General features: G+C 46.4%; 15 protein-coding genes and 1 pseudogene. 6 read left to right on the top strand and 10 right to left on the bottom strand.

Going from position 1 to position 19,063, the window contains the following annotated elements:
• Nucleotides 1-140: 140 nt before the first annotated feature.
• From QUB26_RS17985 to QUB26_RS17965, 5 genes and pseudogenes are all read right to left on the bottom strand, one after another.
• A complete protein-coding gene (locus QUB26_RS17985; protein ID WP_333236568.1) occupies nt 141-3,449 on the bottom strand; it encodes a PAS domain S-box protein in 3,309 nt (1,102 codons plus the stop codon).
• A gap of 471 nt (nt 3,450-3,920) precedes the next feature.
• Nucleotides 3,921-7,172, bottom strand: coding sequence for an AAA family ATPase (locus QUB26_RS17980; protein WP_333319088.1), 3,252 nt, complete (start codon nt 7,170-7,172; stop codon nt 3,921-3,923).
• A gap of 64 nt (nt 7,173-7,236) precedes the next feature.
• Nucleotides 7,237-7,440, bottom strand: coding sequence for a type II toxin-antitoxin system PemK/MazF family toxin (locus QUB26_RS17975; RefSeq protein WP_333236572.1), 204 nt, complete (start codon nt 7,438-7,440; stop codon nt 7,237-7,239).
• Nucleotides 7,441-7,493: 53 nt separating this feature from the next.
• Nucleotides 7,494-7,577 (bottom strand): annotated as a pseudogene (locus QUB26_RS17970) (type II toxin-antitoxin system PemK/MazF family toxin); the annotation flags it as partial.
• Nucleotides 7,570-7,845 (bottom strand): hypothetical protein, encoded by a 276-nt coding sequence (locus QUB26_RS17965; protein ID WP_333236574.1) that lies wholly within the window; start codon nt 7,843-7,845, stop codon nt 7,570-7,572. The gene QUB26_RS17965 and the pseudogene QUB26_RS17970, both read right to left, overlap by 8 nt.
• A 71-nt stretch (nt 7,846-7,916) precedes the next feature.
• Here QUB26_RS17965 and QUB26_RS17960 point away from each other — a divergent pair, with 71 nt between their 5' ends.
• Complete coding sequence (locus QUB26_RS17960) at nt 7,917-8,063, top strand: hypothetical protein (protein WP_333236576.1); 147 nt, start codon at nt 7,917-7,919, stop codon at nt 8,061-8,063.
• Between the two features lie 148 nt (nt 8,064-8,211).
• Here QUB26_RS17960 and QUB26_RS17955 read toward each other — a convergent pair whose 3' ends face one another.
• The gene (locus QUB26_RS17955) at nt 8,212-9,321 is read right to left on the bottom strand and encodes a hypothetical protein (RefSeq protein WP_333236578.1); all 1,110 of its coding nucleotides are present in this window, start codon (nt 9,319-9,321) and stop codon (nt 8,212-8,214) included.
• A 658-nt stretch (nt 9,322-9,979) separates the two neighbouring features.
• Here QUB26_RS17955 and QUB26_RS17950 point away from each other — a divergent pair.
• On the top strand, nt 9,980-10,519 hold the full coding sequence (locus QUB26_RS17950; protein WP_333236580.1) for a cyclic nucleotide-binding domain-containing protein: 540 nt from the start codon (nt 9,980-9,982) through the stop codon (nt 10,517-10,519).
• A gap of 149 nt (nt 10,520-10,668) precedes the next feature.
• Here QUB26_RS17950 and QUB26_RS17945 read toward each other — a convergent pair whose 3' ends face one another.
• From QUB26_RS17945 to QUB26_RS17935, 3 genes are all read right to left on the bottom strand, one after another.
• A complete protein-coding gene (locus tag QUB26_RS17945) occupies nt 10,669-11,082 on the bottom strand; it encodes a hypothetical protein (protein ID WP_333236582.1) in 414 nt (137 codons plus the stop codon).
• Nucleotides 11,083-11,289: 207 nt separating this feature from the next.
• Entirely contained in the window at nt 11,290-12,150 is an 861-nt protein-coding gene (locus QUB26_RS17940) for an FAD-binding domain-containing protein (protein WP_333236584.1), read from the bottom strand.
• Between the two features lie 82 nt (nt 12,151-12,232).
• Complete coding sequence (locus QUB26_RS17935) at nt 12,233-12,460, bottom strand: hypothetical protein (protein WP_333236587.1); 228 nt, start codon at nt 12,458-12,460, stop codon at nt 12,233-12,235.
• 11 nt (nt 12,461-12,471) lie between these two features.
• Between QUB26_RS17935 and ribD the strand changes: the two genes are divergently transcribed.
• The 4 genes from ribD to QUB26_RS17915 all read left to right on the top strand — a co-directional run bounded on the left by ribD (nt 12,472) and on the right by QUB26_RS17915 (nt 17,992).
• Nucleotides 12,472-13,647, top strand: a complete 1,176-nt coding sequence (gene ribD / locus QUB26_RS17930; protein ID WP_333236589.1) for a bifunctional diaminohydroxyphosphoribosylaminopyrimidine deaminase/5-amino-6-(5-phosphoribosylamino)uracil reductase RibD — start codon at nt 12,472-12,474, stop codon at nt 13,645-13,647.
• A gap of 52 nt (nt 13,648-13,699) precedes the next feature.
• Nucleotides 13,700-14,311: a hypothetical protein gene (locus tag QUB26_RS17925; protein ID WP_333236591.1), complete on the top strand. Its 612-nt coding sequence runs from the start codon at nt 13,700-13,702 to the stop codon at nt 14,309-14,311.
• A gap of 95 nt (nt 14,312-14,406) precedes the next feature.
• Complete coding sequence (locus QUB26_RS17920) at nt 14,407-16,503, top strand: RecQ family ATP-dependent DNA helicase (protein WP_333236593.1); 2,097 nt, start codon at nt 14,407-14,409, stop codon at nt 16,501-16,503.
• 4 nt (nt 16,504-16,507) lie between these two features.
• Nucleotides 16,508-17,992, top strand: a complete 1,485-nt coding sequence (locus QUB26_RS17915; protein WP_333236595.1) for a DNA-processing protein DprA — start codon at nt 16,508-16,510, stop codon at nt 17,990-17,992.
• 79 nt (nt 17,993-18,071) lie between these two features.
• On the opposite strand, the gene QUB26_RS17910 is transcribed toward QUB26_RS17915, so the two are convergent.
• On the bottom strand, nt 18,072-18,986 hold the full coding sequence (locus tag QUB26_RS17910) for a PPC domain-containing protein (RefSeq protein WP_333236597.1): 915 nt from the start codon (nt 18,984-18,986) through the stop codon (nt 18,072-18,074).
• Nucleotides 18,987-19,063 lie beyond the last annotated feature (77 nt).

Raw genomic sequence — 19,063 nt, 5'->3', positions numbered from 1 at the left:
GCAGCAGATTAGCACACCGCTGAGTGCGATTTGTTCCGGTCTCTGAGTGCGGTTAATTCAAAACCCTGATAACTCAAGCACCGACGGCAATTGGGAGTTAAAAGTTAGATATTTAAACTTTTAGATTAATCGACGATCGCTCAGCAGGGGATTTCAATCCAGAATTCCGCTCCCTGTCCGGGCGCTGAGATGCACCGCAGGCTTCCCTTATGTTTTTCTACCACAATCTGATGGCTGATGGATAATCCTAGGCCGGTTCCAGCCCCTACGGGCTTGGTGGTGAAGAACGGGTCAAATAGCCGCTTGCGAACCTCTTCGCTCATTCCCGGCCCACTGTCGGCGATGCAAATTACAATGCGATCGCAATTACTGAGCTGGTTTTTACTGTGGCTTTTCAACCCAGCTTTTTTCATGAGGGTGCGAATCACGATCGTCCGAGGTTGCGGTTGGTTTTCTAGAGCGTCGATCGCGTTGCTGATAATATTGAGAAATACCTGGTTTAACTGACCCGCACAACAGTAAATCTTGGATATCTTTCCGTATTCTTTAATAATTTCAATCCCGCTTTTTATACTTGCCTGATGCAATCTGTGCTGCAAAATTAATAGTGTACTGTCAATCCCTTCATGAACGTCTACCAACTTCATTTCAGATTCATCCAGTCGCGAAAAATTCCGCAGCGACAACACAATTTTACTGATTCTTTCTACTCCTACTCTCATGGAATTTAGCATTTTTGGCAAATCTTCCTTCAGAAAATCTAACTCTAAGTCCTTAATTTTTTCAGCAATCTGAGGCCCAGGGGACGGGTAGCATTCCTGGTAGAGAGTTAACAGTTCAATTAAATCGTGAAAATAGTTGTAAGTATGAGAAATATTGCCGTTAATAAAAGTTGCCGGATTGTTAATTTCGTGGGCAATCCCAGCCACCATCTGACCAAGACTCGACATTTTTTCTGATTGAACTAATTGGATTTGAGCGTTTTGTAGTTGTTCGTAGGCTTCTTGCAATTGGGCGGCTTGTTTTCTTAATTGAGATTCGGAAGCTTGGAGTGCGGCGGCGGAAATTTTGCGATTGGTTATATTTTCAATCATCCCTAAGTTGTAAATAGGTTGTCCTTCACCGTCTCGAATCAAAGTAGCTGTCACGTTTACCCAAACAATTTTACCTGTAGCGGTAATCTGGCGGAGTTCGATTTGATAGTGAGTAATTTCTCCCCGATCGAGAGAATCAGCAACTTGGACATTTTTGGGATAATCGTCGGGATGCCCAAGTTCAATAAATGTTTTGGCTAGCAATTCTGCTGCGGTATATCCCAGCATTTCACAGTAAGTTTTATTGACTCTCACTAACTTGTTATCATCTAAATTAGCTAAGTAGATAGCGATGGGTGCATCTTCAAAAATTGTGCGAAATAGTTCCTCGCTAGCCCGGACTTTAGCTGTTAGCGAAAGCCGATCGGTGATGTCTTCAAAGGTAGACAAAATGCCGACAACATTGCCGGAATTGTCGTGTAAAGGTATTTTATTTGTATCCAGACAGCACTGGGTGCCGTCGGCTTGCATTTTAGATTCTATGATGTGATATTCTGGGGTGTTGGTTGCCATAATCCGGCGGTCGCAGGCTCGAAAAAATTCTGTTTCTTCCGGCTTCCAGGGCATATCGAAGTCGGTGAGACCGGCGATTTCACTGGGGTGATTGAAACCTGCGACTTTGGCAAAGTTTTTGTTGCCTCCCAAGTAAACTAAATCTCGATCTTTCCAGGCGATTAACTGAGGGATGTTGTTGATTACCGACCACAACATTTTTTTGGATGTTTGCAAGGCTTCCGTGCGTTCTAGAACGCGCTTTTCAAGTTCTTGATTGACTTGCAGTAGGGCGATTTTTGACTGGCCCAGGGCGATTTCTGCTAGCTTGCGATCGCTGATGTCGATTGTCACTCCCTCCCACAGTATATCACCCCCAGGCTGCATTTCGGGGCGGGCAATGCCACGAATCCATTTCACTTTTCCCGATCCGGTTATGATCCGTCCTTCATATATCCAAGGTTTGAGAGTTTTGCCGGAAAGGGCGATTGATTCTAACAGATTTTTTAGGTCTTCTGGATGCACCCTTGCCCAAATTAAATCGGAGTTTTGTTGAACTTTTTCAGGATCTAATTCGTAGAGTTCCCAACAGCCGGAACTGAGATAAATGAATTCATTTGAACCGTCGGGATGCAGCAAGTATTGATAAATCATTCCCGGCACATTGGCGGCCATTTTTTGAAATCTGGCTTCGCTTTGCCGCAGTGCTGATTCTGCAAGTTTGCGATCGCTAATGTCAATCAACACGCCGTCCCAAATAATGTCACCTTTTTCGCCCGGTTCTGGCCGGGAAGCCCCGCTAACCCACTTAATCCGATCGCCCGGAAAAACAAATCTGCCTTCCCACCGCAAAGGCTCTAAAGTTTTAGCTGAGATCGCAACAGATTCATGGAAGCTTGGCGCATCGTCTTGATGAATCATTTCGAGCGCGGGAATAGCTGAGTTTTGCAGTACAAGAGGTTCTAATTCCCAGAGCTCGCGGCAGCCGGAACTGACGTAGGGGAATGACATAGTGCCGTCTGCTGCTAACTGAAATTGATAAATCATTCCCGGAACATTGGCGGCTAGTTTTTGAAACCTCGCTTCGCTTTGCCGTAGTGCTGTTTCTGCTTCTACGCGATCGGTAATATCGTAAAATGCCGATAAAATTGCGGCTTCGCCATTAAAATTAATCGCTCGCATCGACATTTTTACCCAAAAAAAACTGCCATTTCCTTTCTTGAGGCAGATTTCTTCGCGGTCGCTAAAGCCATTTTCTTGGACTAATTCTAGCAATTGAATGTGGTCGTTGATATCAGCATAAATTTCAATTGTTTTGCCAAAAATTAGTTCTTCGTTACTCAAACCTAAACTTTCACCAAGAGCAGGATTTGCATACAAAATAATGCTGTCTTCTAGGCGCGTAATTAACAGGGGAACGGGAGTTGTACTGGCGATCACGCGCAATCTTTCTTCGCTTTCTTCCCTGGCAGTTTCGGCTGCTACTCTTTTGCTAATATCGTTCTGAACTCCGATAAAATGAGTTACTTTTCCCTCATTGTCTAAGATGGGGGAAACCATTAATTCGTTCCAAAAAGGAGTTTTGTCTTTGCGATAATTTTTGAGCACTACCTGAATTTCCGTTCCCGCTTCCAAGCTGCGGCGGAGTTTATTTAATTCTGCCTGATCGGTATCGGGGCCCTGCAAAAACCGGCAGTTGCGTCCAATAACTTCTTCGGCACTGTAACCGGTCAATTTCTCAAAAGCAGGATTGCAGTAGATAATAGGTATGTCAGGCTTGCGAGCATCCGCGATGAGAATGCTGTTGCTCGACGCTGCGATCGCCCGTTCTAGGAGAGACAGGTTGAAAGAGTCTGTTGTCATCTGTAGCAATATTCACGCTCCTGCGGAGCGGACAGAAGAATAAAAAATTCTACACACCTTAAGCTATTCTTATTCTATAATCTTATTTTTAATTTAGCTTTGTGAACAAAGTCAGCAGCCCAAAAAAGTCGGCGAGGGAGACGACTAATACCATCTCCGGTCAATCGATCGTGATTCTTGTAGGGGCGGGTTCACCAACAATATTTGCCAATAATTGACAATCTCAAAAACCCGCCCTGCCGGGATATTATGGTCAATGATGGGACATGATATAATACCATTTTAGATGTTAGATTTGGGAATGGCAATGACTGATTCCATCATGGTTTGGATGATGGGTCTACAATTGCCTTCTTTTGGGAAAATAGTATCACCGAAGGCATTAGGCACTTATCCATAAAACAGAAGGTGAAAATACTGAGATTTTTAACTTTTTTTCTTCTCCTCCTTCCATCCGGCTCATCAACCCTTTTAAATTGACAAGCTAAGGCAAGAACCCTGAGCAGTTTTGCTTACTTCAATCCTGGCTTGAAAAGCTTCTTTCAGGTGGGGCATATGGGTAACGGTGAGGATGCAGGCGAAGTCGGAGGCGATCGCATTAATTGCAGCAATCAGCCGATCGCACCCTTCCGCATCCTGAGTCCCGAACCCCTCATCAATAATCAACATTTGCAAAGCCGTACCCGCCCGCTGAGACAGCAGTCTCGCCAGCGCCAGCCGAATCGCAAAATTAATCCGAAAAGCTTCACCGCCCGAGTAAGTTTCGTAGGCGCGAGTACCGCGAGCATCAGCAATTAAAATGTCTAAAGTGTCAATCAATTTAGTTGCTTTTTTAGAAGCAGCAGCCCGCTGAGTAATAAATTGAACGTGCAATTGATTCGCGCTCAATCTCGACAATATCTGATTGGTTTCAGCTTCGAGTTGAGGCAAAACATTTTCAATCATTAAAGCTTGAATGCCGTTTTTACCAAATGCTTGACCCAACTCTTGATAAACTCGCTGCTGGCGTTTAGCAACTTGCATTTGCTCTTTTTGAGCTACTAGCTGAACTTGCAGATTTTCCAGATTTTGCTGCTGCTGCTGGAGGCGTCCGAGACTTCCCAAATGTTGGTCTAGCTGCTGGCGACGGCGACTGATTTGCTGTTCGATCGCACTTATGCGCGCTGTGGGATCGGGATGTTCTTGCAACTGCTGGTTCATCGCGGAAGTTTGAGCGCTGACAGCTTGCAAATCTCGATCGCGCACTGCGATGGAATTTGCTATTTCATTAACCCGCTGCTGCACTTGCGGGTAATGCACAGTTGCCGATCGCAATTTTTCCGCGCGGGCGATCCAAAACTGATCTCGGCGCATTTCGCTGCGGACGTGTTCGTGCTGTTCCAAATTATAGCCAACTTCCGCAATGTATCTATCTAAAGACAGAATTTGCTGCTGGATTTCCGAGCTATTTTTTTGCTGTTCTAACTGTTGCTGTACCGTGGCTAATTGAGTTTGCAAATCTGGGCGACGGGCATTAATTTTATTCAGTTTCTGCTGAGCGTCTTTGATTTGAGCTTGCTTAATTTCCGCCCACCGCAAGCGCTTTTCATCGCTGCGGGCGAGGGAGTGGCTGCGATCGCTATAATTGAGCTGTTGCAGTTGCTGTTCGATTTGCTGGAGTTCGCCCAAGTCATCGGCTGCATACTCCCCGCTGCGTAGCAACCGCTCTATTTCCGCCGCGTCTTGACGCATACTTTGCAGCCGGTTTTCGTCTTGGCTAAGGCCATCTAATTGTGCTTGTAAATGACTGCGACGTTCTCGCAATTCTTGGTAGGGCGCTAATTCCTCTTCTAGTTCGCGGTATTCATGTCTGAGAACTTGAATTTCGCGCTCGGAGACGGCCAACTGTTCGCGCACAACCCACAGTTGGTTCCAGATTTCCTGCTGTTGGGTGTGGTGTTTTGTGACTACCAAATTCCAGTAGTGTTCGTCTAAAGGTCGATCGCACAAAGGACAATTGCCAAAATTTGCATCCCGCACCATTAAATGCGAATTCGATGGCTCGTTTTCTGCAAAATTCGAGGCTTTACCTTCGCCTGCGGTTTTTTCTCCTTCATGTTTCCGCAGCAGTTGCAGTTTTTGGTCGATCTCGGCAAGTCTGGTTTGATAGTCGCGGCTTTTGGCTTGCAGGTTTCCGAGAAAGTCGTGCCTTTCTTGACCTTTTTCGCGGACTCGCTGCTGATAAACTCGCTTGTTTTCCAACTGCAAAATTTGATTGGCGATGGCCGAGATTTCCTGCTGTAATTGGGGTTGTCGCTGCTGCTGCTGAACTTGCACCTGTCGGTTGATTTCGTCTAAGCGGGCGGTTAAACCGGCGCGGGCGCGATCGAGCTTTTGTTGCTTTTGCTGCTGCTGTTGTAGCAGCGGCGAAACTTGCAGTTGCAGTTGCTCTAGTTCGTTGAGGCGCGATCGAACTGCTTGCAACTGTGCGAGTCCTTTGTCAACCTCCGGCTGCTGTTTGAGAATCTCCAGAACATCTTTTTCATCTTGTTCTAAAACCTCTAATTGAGCTTGCAATTGCTGAATTTTGCTTTGCAAAAAGCTCAGTTCTTGCCGCTGCTGTTCTTGCAATTGCTGGCGCTGATTTTGGGCTTGTTGGTTTGCCTTAAATTTTCCCGCCAGACTTTCTTCTGTGGCTTGCAAGCTGTGGAAATACGCGATGCCTGCTGTTATTTCCTTTTCTTGCCCTAGGAGGGCTTGTAGCTCATTTTGCTGCTGTTTGGCTGCGCTAAGTTCTTGCTGCAAGCGGCGGCATTCTTGAGTGATATTGTAGTGCTGTTGCTGGTGGCCGGCGAGGAGTTTTTGCCAAGTTTGGCGGTTGTGGTGCTGGAGTTGCAGTTGCTGTAACTCGGTTGTGTCGGCTTGCTGCTGCTGCTGAAGTAAATCGGTTGCTTGCTGCAATTGAGTTTGTTCGGAGGCGATGGTCTCTTTTTGTTGCAGTTGCTCTTGTACGGTTTGCAAACTCTGTTTGAGTACATCGACTTGAGCTTTAAATTGTTTGGACGTATCTTTGGCTTGGTCGGATAAAGTGTCGTAGGAGTCGAGTTTGAGTAGGTTGGCTAAAACTTGCTTGCGTTCGATCGGCTTTTTGAGCATAAATTCATCAGCTCGCCCCTGCCGCAAATACGCCGAGTTGATGAAAGTATCGTAGTCTAGTTTGATGTGTTCGAGGATTTTTTGCTGAGTTGTTCTCAGACCTTTGTCTGTGAGCGTGCGAAAATTCACCCCCCCCGACCCCCCCTTACTAAGGGGGGGAGAAGAATTTACTTCTTCGGGTTCCTCTTTACCAAGGGAAGAATTCACTTCTTGTGGCCCCCCCTTACCAAGGGAAGAATTCACTTCTTGTGGCCCCCCCTTACCAAGGGGGGGGAAGGGGGGGTTTGTTGCTACTTGAAATTCCAAACTTCCCGATTGTCCGCGTCGGCGGTTGCGAATCACCCGGTAGATTTGGCCGCCTGTGGAGAAAGTGAAATCAACGCGCACATCAGTTTCGCCGATATGGATGATATCGTCTTCCGTATCGCTGCGGCAACAGCCCCAAATTGCCCAGGATATGGCTTCTAAGAGGGAGGATTTTCCAGCACCGTTAGGCCCGCAAATGCAAGCGGTGTGCAGGCCGCGAAAGTCTAAAGCAGCTTCGCGATAGCTGAGAAAATTTTTGAGTGTAAGTTGTATAGGAATCATTTAGGCCATCGCGCCATACAATCTATCTATAAATAACACTATTTGTACGCTGTTGCCTAGTTATTCAATCTAGATCCAGAACAATTGTCAGTGCTTCTGTAATTTCTTCCATAATTGTCTCGGACAGGGTTCCGAGTTGTCGGACAAATCTTTGTTGGGAAACGGAACGGACTTGAAAAGTATCGGTGGCGGAGAGTTTCGCCAAGCCATTTTCTGATGTCGGTTCGAGCTGCACCATCCAATCAAGCGGGAAAAAAGATCGTTCCATGCTGTAATTGGAACAATTACTTTGAGCCGCAAATTTCCCACTTCATCATCGCTGACAACCACAACAGGTCTAGTTTTCCCAATTTCATCTCCCACCGTTGGATCTAGTCTGACAAGCCAAATTTCGCTTTTACGCATTAGTTTCTACCCCTGCGCTCAGGTATTCTTCCTCTGAATCGAAATAGGGTTCGCTGTCGGGCGACCACAAATCGTGCAGTGGCCCTCCTGGTTCATACAAAGGAACCGCTGCTTCTGCTGCGGCTCTGAGTCTCCGCTTTCTCTCAACTTTGCGCTGGGCTTTTTCTTCTATTTCTTCGCGCATCATCCGCGAAGCTGTTTCAATGATTTCTAGGCGTTCTTCTGCTGTCAGATTTTTGAGTGCTGCTAAGATTTCTGTTTTAGTCACGGTTTTTTCGGGTGATTGGTGAGAAAGTGCGATCGATCTTATATGTTGCACCATTTTCAAGAACAGGCAAGATGCCTGTTCCACTCATGAGTGAATTTGATTGTGGGATGGGCATCCTGCCCGTCCATAAAAACCTTATTGAAAATGACGCAACATCTCAGATCGATCGCACCATCATTATATCTTTCACAAAAATCAATATCGGCGCTCTGTGCTGATGAGGCAACCTACATTACCGGTCTGTGCTTATGGCGCACCCTACATCGATCGCATAGGCAGATTTTCCATCATCAAAAAGGGTTGACTGTATTCCTACAGCCAACCCCGCACATATTTATTTTTCCTGCGTTTGCTCAAACAGCAACACTACCGGGCAATATTCGGGAACGTATAGCCGACACCGACCAACAATCCCACTTCAGCTCCGTCTACAAAACCAATATTCAGTCCGGCTGTGGCTGTAAAATTTCTCGTCAGCGGCACATCTACACCCCCCGAAATCAGGAAGCCCAAAGTACCGTCATCCCCGGTAGAAATTATCACGCCAGCACCTGCATAAGGAGCAGCAGTAATCACAAAATCCTCGGTGACTTCGACGGTATTTTGAGATACAAAATCGAAGGTAACGGGAATTAGAAAAGCTAAGTCGTCCTGGAACAAAACAGTCGGTCTCACCGACAAATTGTTCGTCAAACCGATTTTGCTAATAATGGCAAATGAACCGTCGCCTAAAGCTGAATCTCCGCCAAAACCTAGATTGCCGCCAATGCCGATGTAGCTGGGCCCAGAACGGGTTGCTCGGCCTGGTCGGATTTGAGTTCCTTGAGCTACTTTTTCAGTTGCTTCGGAGACAGTTGCAGGTTTTTGGGCAACTTTCGGTTGGTTTGTCAGAGCTGAGGCGGAAGTGCTGACAGGATTGCTCAACAATTCTTGTGCTGTTTGGACTTCTTTTTCTTCCTTTGTTGCTGTTACTTCAAGATTATTGCTCTGGGCAACAATTGAGGTAGGTCGATCGCTCTTTTTGACAGTCTCGACTGTTGACTGCACTTTGACACCATTATCAGCAATTTTAGCGGTTTCTTCCGACTTTTGGGTCTCAGCAGCAATGGATGTATTTTGCGCTGTTTCTGTCTCAGCAATTTCAGATGTTGCTGCTTCCGATTTTTCGGGTGCAGCAATAGATACTTGCAAGTTGGCGGCCGGTTCAGAGGCTGCTGGCTCTGCCGCTTCTGTTAGTTCGCTCCAACTGATTGAATCAATTTTTTTATTACTAGCCGTTGTTTCTGCGTCGGGTTTAACTGCTGAAGTTGCCGCTGGCTCAGAAGTTTGGTCAATATTTTGAGCTGCGATTGTTGCAGTTGTAGCGACATCGGGCAAGTTGCCAGTTTCAGCTTTCGCTGACATGGTACTACAACAAACAGCTAAAGCTGCAAGATTTATTAACGCAAAAGTAGACTTGGAAAATAGACTATTCATAGCAACTCCTCAATGAAGGGTGTGTTAAAAGTGTAAGTGTTTGAGGGAGAACGTCGAGAGCTTTGGGAAAAAAAGACACAAATATGAGTTGTGTTGTTCCTAGATTGCCATTTTACCGTTGAATAGTCAACTCTCAAGCTGATTAGATTCAAGAACGGACGGTGGGTTTAGAGGCTAATTTTAATTTACAGATCGATCGGCAAAAAATCAATCCTAGGGATGATTTCATCCTTAATCCTGTTTAATTGAGGGGTCGATCGTTCGCCTCGCTTGCATCCTACAATACTTTACTTGGGGGCGCTGCACTCGCAGCCACGCGGGAAAAATCCGGTTTTTGAGGGCGCACCAGCTCTAAACCAAGAGACAACAAGCTTTTAAAACAGTTTGGGCAACCCCGCCGTCCCAAGCAAGTGCAGTTAATACAACGCGATCGGCTGCTGCAGGGTTCCTGACAAGTAATGTAGAATAATACCACCGATTCGAGAAAGATTTGTGGCTCGATCGTGTCAAAATTACTGAATATTATGAAAATTGTGTAAAATTTAGTGTTCTATTTGTAAAGTTTAGCCATCGCTTTCGCTCAGGGTCTGACCATCTCACAACAGCACGCAACTAAACAAGTAAAAAAATACAAATTATCTCATCTCAACCTGACTTTATGAGCAAAGTTCTAGTGATATTAGGCGAATTGAGCGATCGCGACATCGATTGGATGCTCGCCAACGGCACCCGCACCCAAGTCCTCCCCGGCACAACCCTGATCACCGAAGGTAAGCCCTTAGACGCCCTGTACATAGTTCTGGAGGGAACTTTGAGCGTTGCTGTATCATCTTTGGGCGACAAAGAAATTGGAAAAATTATTTCCGGGGAAGTGTTAGGCGAAATGTCTTTTGTAGACGGGAGGCTTCCTTCTGCTAGCGTCACGGCAATTGAAGAGTGCCTCATCCTGTCAATTCCCCGGCGACTGTTAACTGAAAAACTCGAGCAAGACGTGCTTTTTTCCCTGCGGTTTTATCGGGCGATTACCAAATTTCTGTCGTCGAGACTGCGGGGTACAGTCAAACGCTTCGGCGATGATAGTGATGGTTTAATATATGAAGATCCCGACGGCGAGGACGCCCTCCGGGGAAATGTCGAAAATCCCGATTTGGCGGCATCGAGATTTCAATGGCTGTTGGAGCGTTTGAAGGGGAGTTGAAGGAAGAAGGAAGTTCTGTAACGGATGTAACGGATGTAACGGATGTAACGGATTTCAGGAAGAAGGAAGAGGGAAGAAGGAAGAGGGAAGAAGAGAAAAGAACACCTCTTTTCAATTTCCAATTTCCAATTTCCAATTTCCAATTACAATTAGAAAACATATTTTTCAGCGACGCGCCAATAGCGAGAAAAACGCTTCAAATCAATGTAACCATCGTAGCGGACAAAGGGTTCCGGTGGCAAAACTTCTACTGGGTGCGATCGCTTAATTTTCCGGCAAATATCCTGAAAGCGAGGACTGGGACTTTCGGTAGTTACCACTTGATTCGCACCGGATTCGATCGCAAAAGCGATAACTTCCGCAGCCACATCGCCCCGCCGAATAACTACCGGCAACTCCAGCAAACATTCGTAAATAAACACCATTCGTTTGAGACTCAACTGCCATTCATCAATCAGCGCATCATCCCAAACCCAGATTGCCGGTGCCTCTGGGTGCGCTTGAAAAGCGGGGCCTTCAGGACTCAAACAGTCACCGTGCAGCCAAATAATCGGATTGTTCATAAATTAGTAATTGTTAACTTTTGACTGTTGACTGTTAACTGTTGATAACTACTGACTACTGACTAATGACTAGACCTCTTGCAAAAATAATTAGGACGGGCTCTGGGGCCCATCCCACAAGAAAAAATAACTCTTGTGGGATGGGCCCCAGAGCCCGTCCCATCAATTGAGGAAAAGGATTTTTGCAAGAGGTCTACTAATGACATTTTAATTTCTGCGAGCTTTTTTAGGCCGATCCCAACTTTTAGAACCGCCGCTACGATCGACCTTTTCTCCCAAAGGAAATAACTTCCCTTCCAAATATTCGTAAGTTCCCTCAAAATCGCATTGCCCATACAGAGGACAATCGCGACAATAAACCGCCTTAGTGTAACGCTCCAAATTTTCCCGATTAAAAAAATAAGGTTTGTGACTAAAAGTGCTGGCTACCCACTGCCAAGAAAGATTATTGCTCGCCGGATCTCCATCTAGCAAATGTTGCAAAAACCAGCGAGCTCCGGCTTGCCAGCGCACGCGGCGCCAGTGTACGAGATAAGCGGCAGTCCACATCCGCTGGTGATTGTGCAAATAACCAGTTTCTCGCAACTCGCGGCTGAAACTGTCGATGCAAACCAAACCAGTCGATCCCTCGACGACATCCTCCGGCAGAGTTTCGCTGTAAGATGAGGCAGTGTAACCAGTTTTGTAGGGTTCCCGGTCTTCCCAAATCCCGTTGCCCAATTCGGCGTAGAGTCGCTGCCAATAATCCCGCCAACCCAACTCGTTGACAAGTTTCACAGCTTCTTCTGGATGCCGCACCTTCTCCAGCACGGCATCCCGGACTTCGGCAAGACTCAAAATGCCGTAGCGCAAATAGGGCGACAAGCGCGTTACCGCACCGTTGAGGAAATTGCGGGTTGAGGCGTATTTGCCGGGGTCAATTTGTTGCAGGGCTGTCTCGGCTGCTTTCCGCCCGCCTAGGATCGGGGGTACACTGCTGTCCCCGGCGGCGGCTTCGGGGAACTGTTGGCGCACGTAGGCAATTAATTCGTCGCGGCTGGCAAATTCCCGCTCCATGTCCTGACTCATTGTTTTCTCAAGCACCTGCTATTGTTTCTTAATCTTAAAGCTATGCGATCGGGCGCGCGGGTCGATCGGCCTAAATAGCCCTTCACTCCTGGTAACTCACATCTTGCACCCTTGTCAGCAACAGGCTTTCCGGCCTGTTCCACAAAAGATAAATTTTCTTGTGGAACAGGCCGGAAAGCCTGTTCATAAAGGCTAATTGAGAATGGTGCAATATCTCAGTGGTAACGTACATTTTGCCCCCGCCGCAATTGATTGTGGGTTCGCTGCCAAAATTAGCATCAAACTCAGTACACTCAGGGATAGATATCATAGCAAAATCTCATGGAAACTTTTCCGGCGCACGCTAAAGCGATCGCCAGCTTAGCTAACGGACAGCAGCAAGGTACAAAACAACTGGAAAACAGCGAAGTTCAAGAGTTCGATCGAGCCATGATGCGCCGCTGCATAGAATTGGCTCGCCGTGCTCTGGGCAAAACCGCACCCAACCCCCTTGTCGGTTCTGTAATTGTCCGAGACGGCAAGATTGTCGGCGAAGGGTTTCATCCCGGTGCCGGTCAACCTCACGCCGAAGTTTTTGCGCTCCAGGAAGCGGGGGAACTTGCCGAAGGAGCGACTGTCTACGTGAACCTGGAACCCTGCAACCACTACGGCCGGACTCCTCCCTGTTCCGAAGCTTTAGTTAAGGCCAAGGTGGCAAAAGTAGTGGCTGGCATGGTCGATCCGAATCCTTTGGTAGCTGGCACTGGGCTAGCCCGGTTGCGAGAGGCTGGCATTGAAGTGGTGGCGGGAGTGGAAGGGGAAGCTTGCCAAAAACTCAACGAGGCTTTTGTGCACCGGATTTTGCACCGCCGGCCTTTGGGAATTTTGAAATATGCGATGACTTTGGACGGTAAAATTGCTACCAGTAGCGGCCACAGCGCTTGGGTGACAGGCGAGGAGGCTCGCAGCGAGGTTCACCGGGTGCGCGTCGGCTGCGATGCTGTGATTGTTGGGGGAAATACGGTGCGTCTGGACAATCCCCTACTGACGAGTCACCAGCCTGATAGGAATAATCCCCTGCGGGTGGTGATGAGCCGCACTCTGGATTTGCCGAAGTCGGCTTGGTTGTGGGAAACCTCTGTGGCGGCTACTTTGGTGCTGACTGAGCCTGGGGTTAACCCGGAATTTCAGGAATTTTTGATCGCCAAAGGGGTGGAGGTTGTGGAGCTCTCGCCTCTGACACCGACTAATGTTATGGCTTATTTGTACGATCGATCTTTTCTTTCTGTACTCTGGGAGTGCGGTGGCACTTTGGCCGCGAGGGCAATTGCTGAGGGTGCAGTTCAAAAAATTATGGCTTTTATTGCTCCTAAAATTGTCGGTGGCCAAGGAGCTCCAACTCCGGTGGGAGATTTGGGCTTTTCGGCAATGACTGAGGCTTTAACTTTAGAGCGGGTTTCTTGGCGCACAGTGGGTACAGATTGTGTGGTTGAAGGCTATTTAAAAATTAAAGATTGAAAGTTAAAAGCGAGTCTTTTGAGTTTTTGATTTTTAACTTTTAACTCCTTTTATGGTTGAAATTCTGATTTGGAGTTTGATGGTTGGCAGTCTCGGCTTGGAGGCTGCGGTTGTGGGTATTTTGGTGAGCCACGAGCAATGGGATGCGGGGCAAAAATGCGATGAGGAGGAGGAAGTTTTGACTCGGTACGAATCTCAAGATGGTAATTTTAATGCGCCTGAAAATGCGCGATCCAAGGGCAATCCCAAATCCGATCCCAATTCTGTTGATTTGACGGTTTGGGAGTACAAGATTGTGCGGGCTAGCAACGATTTGTTCCGCAATCCTGCGATTTTTCACAAGCTATGCGGTGAAGAGGCGGAAGTTGGCTGGATTTTGCTCGAAAAGCTAGACGACAGGCGGGTGCGGTTCAAACGTTCGATCGCGCTGCGGGACGCCCCGATGCCTAATTTACCAACGTTTGACCCTTACCGCACTCATTACGGCCCAATCTCGACTGCGATGAATTGGGCTGTGGCGATCGTGTTTCTGAGTGCGATCGTGCTTCCTGCTGTTTTGGGCTATGCTTTGGTGTCTACTACTCTAACGAGAAGTCGCTCTAATTGGCCTCCGGCACCTGTTCAATCTTTGCCTTCTCCCAGCGGGCAAAAAAGTACGAATTAAGACTTGGGTAGTTGGTGATATCATGTTAGTAATTAGTCCTGTTATTTTTAGCACTAAATTACAAAATCAGGAACTTTTACCAACAGGTTAGCAATATGACAGTAGAATTGAAAAATCGGGCGCGATCGCTTCTCCAGATAGCCCTCAACAACACACAAGCTGACTTTCGAGACGGACAGTGGGAAGCGATCGCCTCTTTAATCGAAGAGCGATCGAAACTGCTGGTGGTACAGCGCACTGGTTGGGGTAAAAGCTTAGTCTATTTTTTAGCAACTCGGCTGCTGCGAGATAGAGGAGCCGGCCCCACACTCCTGATTTCACCTCTACTCGCTCTTATGCGAAACCAAATTGCGGCAGCCGAGCGAATTGGTATTAAAGCAGCAACAATTAACTCCTCCAATACAGAGGAATGGCAACTCGTAAAAACTCAGTTGCTAGCAGGAGAAATAGATGTTCTCCTAATTTCCCCCGAAAGACTCGCCAATCAAGACTTTACAAACACCATTCTGCTACCAATATCTCCGAGAATTGGGTTATTTGTCGTCGATGAAGCCCACTGCATTTCCGACTGGGGACATGATTTTAGACCAGATTATCGCCGAATTGTCCGAATTTTACAAGCTCTTCCTCAAAACATACCTGTTTTAGCAACAACCGCTACAGCTAACAACCGAGTTGTTAACGATATCGTCGAGCAATTAAGTTCAAATCTCCGCGTCATCAGAGGAAACTTAATTAGAGAAAGCTTGCAACTCCAAAATATCGCTCTGGGCAGTTCAGCAGCAAGAATGGCATGGTTAGCAGAACAGTTGCCCAACTTACCGGGAAGCGGCATTATTTACACCCTAACTGTCAGAGATTCCGAACGGGTTACGGACTGGTTAACCATTCAAGGAATTAATGCTAAAGCCTACCACGCCCAGCTAGAGAATGTAGAGAAAGAAGCCTTAGAAGACCAACTCCTCAACAACGAAATTAAAGCGTTAGTTGCAACTGTAGCTTTAGGAATGGGTTTTGACAAACCAGATTTAGGATTTGTCATTCATTACCAGCGTCCCGGTTCCGCCGTTCATTATTATCAACAAGTAGGGCGAGCGGGTAGAGCCGTAGAACAAGCATATGGTATCCTTTTAAGTGGCGATGAAGATGATGACATTACCAACTATTTTATTAGGACAGCTTTTCCTCCTCAAGCTCATACGAAATTAATTTTACACGCACTAAACCAAGCCAATAATGGCTTATCTGTTCTCCAATTAGAGCAAGAACTAAATCTTTCTAGAGGGCTGATTGAAAAAGTTTTAAAACTACTATCCCTAGAATCACCCGCCCCGGTGATCAAACAAAGTTCCAAGTGGTGCGCTACCCCCGTCAACTATCAGCCAGACACCGATAAAATTGAACTTTTGACAGAAATTCGCCGCCAAGAACAAGATAAAATGCGAGAATACATGGGCGAAAGCACACAATGCCTCATGGCTTTTCTTGCAGGAGAATTAGATGACCCCAATCCAACTAACTGTGGCAAATGTGCTGTGTGTTTGGGTAAACCTTTACTGCCAGAAACACCTTCTCTGGAAATGGTAAATCAAGCAACTCAGTACCTGCGGCGGTGCGATCGAATTATCGAACCCCGAAAACAATGGCCTTCTCAAGCATTTCCAATTTACCGTTTATCGGGAAATATTAAACCTAATTTAATAGCCGAAGCCGGAAGAGCTCTGTCTTTATGGGGTGACGCAGGTTGGGGAGAATTAGTTAAACTAGGTAAGTATCGGGATAATAATTTTAATGATGCACTGGTTGAGGGCGCTTTTGAAATGATTCAGCGCTGGCAACCTCAACCATTTCCCACTTGGGTGACTTGCGTACCTTCTTTAAATCGTCCCGAGTTAGTACCAAATTTTGCTCAAAAGCTGGCCAATAGATTAAATTTGCCCTTTCAGCCAGTCATTCGGAAAATTAACCCAACACGACCTCAAAAAGAGATGAATAATAGTTATCAGCAAGCTCATAATTTGGATGGTGCATTTGCGATTGACACTTGGGAAGGAATAAAAGGAACAGTTTTCTTAGTTGACGATATGGTAGATTCCCGATGGACTTTTACAGTCATTGCGGCACTTTTACGTCAACGTGGTAGCGGGCCAGTTTTTCCGCTAGCATTATCCCTCAACTCTCTCGCCGATTAGATATATGAATCATGTACTACCACCAGATACTCAAGCAATTTTACTCTTGTGCGCCAGCTTCGGGCAAAATCGGCAAACAGAACAGCAGCCTCTAACGCTTAGCGAATATAATTATTTGGCTGGTTGGCTGCTAGAAAATCAGAAGCGCCCAGCGGATTTGCTAAGTTCACATTGTTTAAATTTGTTACAATCAATTCCGGCAAGTAAGCTTGACTTTAACAGAGTTTCGGCATTATTAGAACGAGGGGTAATGCTGAGTTTAGCTGTTGAAAAATGGACGAATCAAGGGCTGTGGATATTGGGAAGAAGCGACTCTCAATACCCCAAGCGCCTCAAGCAAATCTTGAAACATTTAGCACCAGCAATTCTCTATGGAATTGGCAACATAAAATTGCTAGGCCAGGGAGGATTAGCTATTGTCGGTTCTCGCGATGTTGATGAAGAAGGACTCGATCGCACTCAGAGAGTTGCACAGATTTGCGCCGAAGAAGAAATACAGGTAATTTCAGGCGGCGCGCGCGGGGTTGATACGGCGGCAATGTTAAGCGCGCTGGAGGCGGGAGGAACGGCTGTTGGCGTACTGGCTGACAGTTTGGCCGCTTCTGCTGTTGCTGGAAAATATCGCGCTGGCATTAAAGAAGGCAGACTAACTTTAGTATCTGCTTGCGATCCCAATGCTCGTTTTAATGTTGGGAATGCGATGGGGCGAAACAAATATATTTATGCCTTAGCCGATCGCGCCCTTGTCATCAGTTGTTCCGTCGGTACTGGCGGTACTTGGGCGGGTGCGGTGGAAGCGCTAGAAAAGATCAAAGATGTCCCGGTTTTTGTGCTGGATGATGCCGTACCAGAAGGCAATCGCCAACTGCTGAAACGGGGAGCACAACCTTTGCCATTTCCATTATTTATACCTGGGAGTTCAATAAGGGGAAAGTTAAGGGAAATTTTGGAAGCTAAAGCATCAGAATTGGGAGCGATCGAAACTGCCATAGAAACCAAGGAAAACCCACAACAACAAGGTTCGTTGTTAGAAATTAAAGCCGCAGTTACAGATGTGGAAGTGACACACTCATTAACATCGGATATTGCAGTAAATAGATCACTGTTAAACTCAGTATCGGAGATTGTATCCGCAAAAACAGAAGTGGAAGCACCAGCCTCGGAAGAAATAGATGTTGCATCTAATGGAACTTCGCAAGATGCGATTCCCTACGGGATAGCTTCGCCGCGCGTACACGAGAAAACACCAACAGTCCAATTTCCTCCAAAAGATATTTACGAAGCAGTTTTACCCTTAATTCTCAGTAATTTAGAGCAACCGTTAGATGATAAATCTCTTGCGGAAATTCTGGATGTTCAAATAGGGCAAATGCGGCTATGGTTAAAAAGAGCAGTGGCAGAAGGTAAGGCGATAAAAACTAAGAATCCCGTGGCTTATGTAGCCCATCAAAAAGCAGCTTTATTATCTTTGCTGGAGGAAGGTGCATAACCCACGGTGTTTCTGAATTCCGTGGGTAAATTCTGCAATTATTCCATCGAAAATTTAAAATTTAAAATCGATTGATTTCTTAAATTTGGGGCGGTATTACTGAGGGAGCGGCTAGCAATCTCAAGTCATAATTTGTATCGCCTTGAAATTGAGAAACGCGGACGAAATAAGTCCCCGCAGGCAAAGCCCCATTACTGACAATTGTTTCTGAAGACGTGCCTAAATTGTTAGACGAAGCAATAATATCGTCTAATCCAACAGCGCCGTTGCCGTTGAGATCCTGAATTAATTCTACATCAACATCTGCACTCAAACCGTCAACAGTTACACTGAAAAGGCTGGGAGTATTGAGGATGAAACTGTAAATGTCGGCTGGTTCAGCATCTCCCACAAAATCGCTCGCCGTTTGAATTTCTGTGAGAATACCCAGGTTTTGTGCTGCGTTCAAATTGTCGGCGGGATCGGGGAGAGTGCTCAACAATCCTTCTTGTTGACCGAATTGAATGTAATGGTCGATCGCACTTTTAACTGCGCCGCTATTGACTGCTGCTGCTACCAGCGGATATTTTTCTAGATAAAAGCTGGGATCGAAGAAAATGCTGGCTTTGCGGTTTTCTAATTGACCGGCTTTGAAGTAGTGTTCAAATGGGGTAAATTGATTGGTTTGGACTGCAGTCAGCACGTCTGGGTTGCTTGTTAGATAAAAATTAACATCGAAGAATGGGTTGGGGTTGCGTAGTTCAAATTGACCGAATCTGATAAAGTGATCGGCCCCTGAAAAGCCATTGAGTTTGGCTGATACCGCTACATCTGTATTGGTGTCTAAATAATAGCTGGCGTCGAACAGGGCATTCGGGTCGCGATTTTCAAATTTGCCAATTTTTCGGTAGTGATCGAAGGGACTCGATACCGTGCCTCTGGCAACTGCTACGGCGACATCTGGGTTGTTTTCGAGATAAAATTTGCTGTCGAACAGTGTTCTGAGGGTTAGCATTATTAAAAAAATCTCTCTGGACTTTAGTCTGGAAATTGCACGATCGAGAATCCAGTTTACATCAAAGTTTTGTTTTG

The sequence above is a fragment of the Microcoleus sp. B4-C1 genome (assembly GCF_036705285.1).
GTDB lineage: Bacteria > Cyanobacteriota > Cyanobacteriia > Cyanobacteriales > Microcoleaceae > Microcoleus.
The sequence above is the reverse complement of the archived record's forward strand: the minus strand, read 5'-3'. Positions and strand labels throughout refer to the sequence as shown.